Origin of the sequence: Comamonas sp. JUb58 (genome assembly GCF_004364775.1) — a bacterium.
In the GTDB taxonomy this organism is placed as follows: domain Bacteria; phylum Pseudomonadota; class Gammaproteobacteria; order Burkholderiales; family Burkholderiaceae_C; genus Comamonas.
On the sequence record NZ_SOAL01000046.1, the window covers coordinates 1 to 5,093 of the forward strand.

Here is a 5,093-nt window from a genome sequence, read left to right on the forward strand (position 1 = left end):
CTCCACCAGCCCCTGCACACCAGCAAACGCTGGGCCGGTAACCGTGTGGCCTATTACGAGAACCAGGAAGACGCGAGCAGCCAAGGGGCAAAGATCCACTACCAGTACGACAGCCGAGGCAATCGCACCCAAAGCTTGGACGAGGCCACGGGCCGCAAGTTGGAGCTGATGTATGACAGTGGCAATCAGTTGGTGAGGGTGCGTGTTAGCGACAACGGAACACAGATCATCCAGCATTACCGCTATGACGCATTTGGGAGGCGTCTCGCCAAGTACAGCGATCCGGCCGATTCAGAAACAGGTGAAGTCCGCGAAGCAGACTACTTCGGCTGGGATGGGGACCGCCTGATCCACACCGAGCGGTTCAACAGCGCCAACGTCAAAGATAAAGACGGCGCAGCCCAACCCGAAGTCATCCACACCATCTATGAGCCTGGGTCGTTTACCCCGCTCATCCAACTACGCAGAGCAAACAAAGCTCCCCTAGACCTAGGCGAACAACTGCTGGCCAACACCTCACCAGGCGTGGTGCAAGACGCCCTGCGCAAAGCCCTGGCAGATATCAAAGAGCTCAGCGCCACGCTGCCCCAGAACATCGCCTTTCAGTCCATGTCCAAGGATGTGCAGATCTTTATGCGTGAGCAGCTGCAGGAGTACGAGCAAACGTTGAGCGACCAGCGCAAAGAAGCCGCAGAAAAAGTCGAGATTCGCCACTACCTCTGCGATCACCTGGGAACGCCTAATGCGCTGATCAGGGAAGACAGCCGACTGGACTGGGCGGTGCAATTAGATGCCTGGGGGAATGTGCGGGCGGAGCACAACCCGGGTGAGCTGTACCAGCCGATTCGGCTGCCGGGGCAGCATGCGGATGAGGATACGGGGCTTTATTACAACCGGCATCGGTATTATGAATCAGATGTTGGTGGCTATATAAACCAAGATCCTGTCGGATTTCTGGGTGGGGTGAACTTGTCAATCTACCCCTTAACACCCCTTTCTTCTATAGACCCACTAGGATTATGGGCATCTCAAAAAGGTTTCTATGTGCATCAAAGAGCAGGATATTTGGTTTTTGGAAATGAGATCACTCAATCTCAGCTATCTGCTGTTGCTAGAGGGCATGTTTGGGCTGACAGCGCACAACACCAAACGTTAGAATTTACGCATATGCACGCGATGAGACGCCCAGGTCAATCTAAAGCAGAAGCATGTGCGGCGACGAATGCTTATATAAAAGAGCAAGCACAGAAGGCATTGAACGCAAAGTCTGAAGGGAAATTGGATGATGCCTTCTTTCATTTTGGTGCTGCATTGCATGCAATCCAAGATGCTACATCTCCATCACATTCAGGATTTCAAGTATGGACTGGCGATGAAACCAAGCCCGAACAGTGGGATCACGTAAAAAAGGAGTTGACTCTTCCGGATGAGAATGGCGCGCTTTTCCAAAAAACTAAGCAGGCATGGGAATCATTTAAAAAAGGCGATATAAATGGATTTTCTTGTCAGTGTGACTAAAAGATTCGCGCAAATAATATTTGCATGCATTTTGGGTATTGCTTTTAGTTTCGGTAATGCTCATGCTTTAGGCGATGTTTCCGTAATATATAGTTATGCATTTAATTATTTTATCTATTTTTTGGTAATCTTTGCAATATTCACCAAGTTAAAATATGGAGAAAGATTTAAATCTATATGTGTATTTATAATATGCTTTATTTTGGATTTGGTGGTTTCTGCACAAGTTCCATTCTCTCGATTCAAATTTTTTATTTGGATGTTCTCTTTGATTAATTTGACCGTGCTAGTTGTCTATGTTTGGATGCAAATAAAATTTGCAATAAAGAATCGCTGAGGGTATTGATGGAATATTAATTTAGATGATGGTTGTAGTAATGCCCGCGGCGGCCAAAGGCGGCAGAGGCTGCAAAAAGACCGAGATCCGTCAATACCTCTGCGGCGCTCGGGGACGCTCATTACCTTGATCCGGGAAGACTGTGGGTTGGGCTAGGCGGTGCAATTAGGTGCCTAAGGCAATGTGCGGGCGGTGCATAACCAATGCATGACAGGCTTAAAAAAGCAATAATGTTGCAGGATTTAAAATAGGATGCAAATGCGAAAAATAATATTCTCATTAATTGGATTGATGGAGGTAAACGCTATTGCATCTGGTGACCCTTTGGTTGCAGTCATGGGGCTGGGGGCAATAGTTTTTTGGTTAATTGCAATATCTTTGCAATTTTTAATAAAATCCAGCAAAAAAGGTAAGGTTTTATCTGCATTGAATTTGTGTTTGGGTCTGGTAGTTTTTTTGTTCCTTGTCAATCTTCCTTATGTCTACAAGACTTATTTGATTGGTGCCCTAATTATGTTGATGCCAATTTTTTTCGGAATTGCAAATCTATTAATATTGAGGACTTTCAGGTAAGTGGATGAGAGTAGATCCTAAACTGAGTATGAGAATTATCTAGCTTGATTCAAAATAATTGGAGTCAATCCAATCAACGCAAAAGCCCGTGAACTTGAATGATCGCTGAGAATCGTTGCAATCACTAATTAAGCGGGATGGGAACTCCATTGCGCAGTCACAGCAGTTGTTTTGCGCGCAGGGTGTATAGCTGAGATTGGTTTCGATTCTTCGCATGCAGAGATGGAAATGCGATCCATTCCTAAAGAGCTTGGCGCCTTTGGGGCCTTGCGCCGCAAAGCGCTGCGCAGCGTTTAGACTGCGGGCTCCCTTGGGGAGTAGCCTGCTTCCGCGCTGGAAGCGTCTGCGTCAACATACTCGGCATTTCGCATGCTGTGGCGCAGACATCCGTTCTTCGGTTGGCGAGACCATCGGCATGCCAGCACGACCTCGGTCGGGCAGTGGTGGCATGCCGTTGTGCTCATGCCCGACTGTCCTAGAAGAACCTCCGATGAACGCTGCTTCCATTTCCCTGTTGGCGCTTGCCATGTCTACCGATGCCTTTGCCGCCGCGATTGGCAAAGGCTCTGCCCTTGTCAAACCCCGTTGGTCGGAGGCGCTGCGCACCGGCCTGATCTTTGGTGTCATCGAAGCCATCACGCCGCTGGTGGGCTGGGCGCTGGGCTATGCCGCTGCCGACTATGTGAAGGCCTGGGACCACTGGATTGCCTTTGTGCTGCTGCTGGTGCTGGGTGGCCGCATGGTGCTGGGTGCTTTCAAAAGCGCCGATGAGCCCGAGATGAGTCGGCCTGCGCGCCATGGCTTCTGGCTGCTGGTGGCCACCGGCTTTGCCACCAGCATCGATGCGATGGCGGTGGGCGTGGGCCTGGCATTTCTGGATGTGAACATCACCGTGGTCGCGCTGAGCATTGGCTTTGCGACCTTTGCGATGGTGACCTTGGGTGTGATGGTGGGCCGCGTGCTGGGCAATATCACCGGCCGCTGGGCCGAAGCGGTGGGTGGTGTCGTGCTGATCGCGATTGGCTCGCTGATCCTGTACGAGCACATGGTTGCCGTATAAAAACGAAAGCCCTCTGCTGCCACTGCAGAGGGCTTGCTGGCTTGCACTGTAAGAGGGTGGCTACAGGCAAAACAAAGCCCCGCAGAGCGGGGCTAAAGTGAGAGAGAACAGTGCGCTTGCAGCTAATGCGGGTGCCGGGTTTTTAGTTCTGGCTCAACCGCTGGCAAGCTGCGCTGGTATCAGAAGCGGGCAGGAGCACGCTTACGGTCACGTTCGTCTTCAGGCCAAATAGCAAACACTTCAGTCATTTCAGTCCTTTCACCTTTCTGGTGTAGATGGGTGTACAACGGGCCGCGCGCCGAAGTTGTTGACAAGGCCTGCATAAAGTTTTGTGAACAAGCTCCAACAAAACGTAGAAATCACCGTTTTACGGGGCCTGACACGGCATTGCTTTGCGAAATCGCTATGATTTGCCACCGAATTTAGACAGGGAGTGCGTAATGGCAGGTGCTGGTTTGTTGATGTTGCTCGATGATATTGCGACCTTGCTTGACGATGTGGCGCTGATGACCAAGACGGCTGCGGGCAAAAGCACGGCCATTCTGGACGATGTGGCCACGCAGACCAAGGTGGCGGTGCAAAAGACGGCGGGGGTGCTAGGCGATGACCTGGCGCTGAACGCCGAGCAGGTGACCGGCGTCAAGGCCAACCGCGAGCTACCGGTGGTCTGGGCCGTGGCCAAGGGCTCGCTGAAGAACAAGGCCATTTTGGTGCCTGCCGCGCTGCTGATCAGCGCCTTTGCGCCCTGGCTGATCACGCCGCTGTTGATGATTGGCGGCGCTTTTCTGTGTTTTGAGGGCGTGGAGAAGGTGCTGAGCCTGTTCCACAAGCCCCAGCACGCCCACGATGCCGTCAAGGAATCGGAGCAGGCCGCGCAAATGGGGGTGGCCCCTTCATCGGTCAAGGCCGCCAGCGAGAAGAACATGGACCCGGTCGCCTATGAAAAGGCCAAGGTGGCCGGTGCCGTGCGCACCGACTTCATCCTGTCGGCCGAGATCATGGCGATTGCGCTGGGCACCGTTGCCAGCAAGCCGATTGCCGAGCAGTTTGCGGTGCTGGTTGCTGTGGCACTGGCGATCACGGTGTTTGTCTACGGCCTGGTGGCCGGCATTGTGCGCATGGACGATGTGGGCATGTGGCTGATGCGCAAGACCAGCGCCGCTGCCAAGGCCTTGGGCCGGGGCCTGATTGCGTTTACGCCTTGGCTGATGCGTGGTTTGTCGATTGTGGGCACCGCTGCGATGTTCATGGTGGGAGGTAGCCTGCTGGTGCATGGCATGGGCCCAATCGAGCACTGGCTGCAGAGCACGGTGACGCCTATGGGCGGTGTCGTTGCTTTGCTGGCGCCCACCCTGGTGCATGTGGTCGTCGGTGCGGCCATTGGCGGCCTGGTGGTGCTGGCGGTAGAGGCCTGGCACAAGCTGCGCGGGCACTGATCCCTGGCAGCGCCGCATCCCTGGGATGCGGTTGCAGCAACGGCTAGAAGGCGGCATCGCAACAGCGGGCCGCCTTTTTTTAGGTTCATCGCTGAATTCCGTGGATGACTGGCGAACGCTTGAGTACCCTAAGGCCTGATTCAACGGCAATCAGGAGGAACAAGTGCTC

Annotated in this window: 3 protein-coding genes and 1 riboswitch; all 3 genes read left to right on the forward strand. The window is 53.1% G+C overall.

The genetic code is table 11. The annotated features are described in order from the left end of the window. Nucleotides 1–1,518, forward strand: a 1,518-nt coding sequence (locus EDF71_RS24710) for an RHS repeat-associated core domain-containing protein (protein ID WP_208301135.1), incomplete at its 5' end; no start/stop codon positions are given. A gap of 1,217 nt (nt 1,519–2,735) precedes the next feature. Next, nucleotides 2,736–2,901, forward strand: a riboswitch (yybP-ykoY riboswitch). A gap of 17 nt (nt 2,902–2,918) precedes the next feature. Further along, complete coding sequence (mntP, locus tag EDF71_RS24720; protein ID WP_133859172.1) at nt 2,919–3,488, forward strand: manganese efflux pump MntP; 570 nt, start codon at nt 2,919–2,921, stop codon at nt 3,486–3,488. Nucleotides 3,489–3,928: 440 nt separating this feature from the next. Beyond that, complete coding sequence (locus tag EDF71_RS24725; protein ID WP_133859173.1) at nt 3,929–4,924, forward strand: DUF808 domain-containing protein; 996 nt, start codon at nt 3,929–3,931, stop codon at nt 4,922–4,924. Nucleotides 4,925–5,093: the final 169 nt, after the last annotated feature.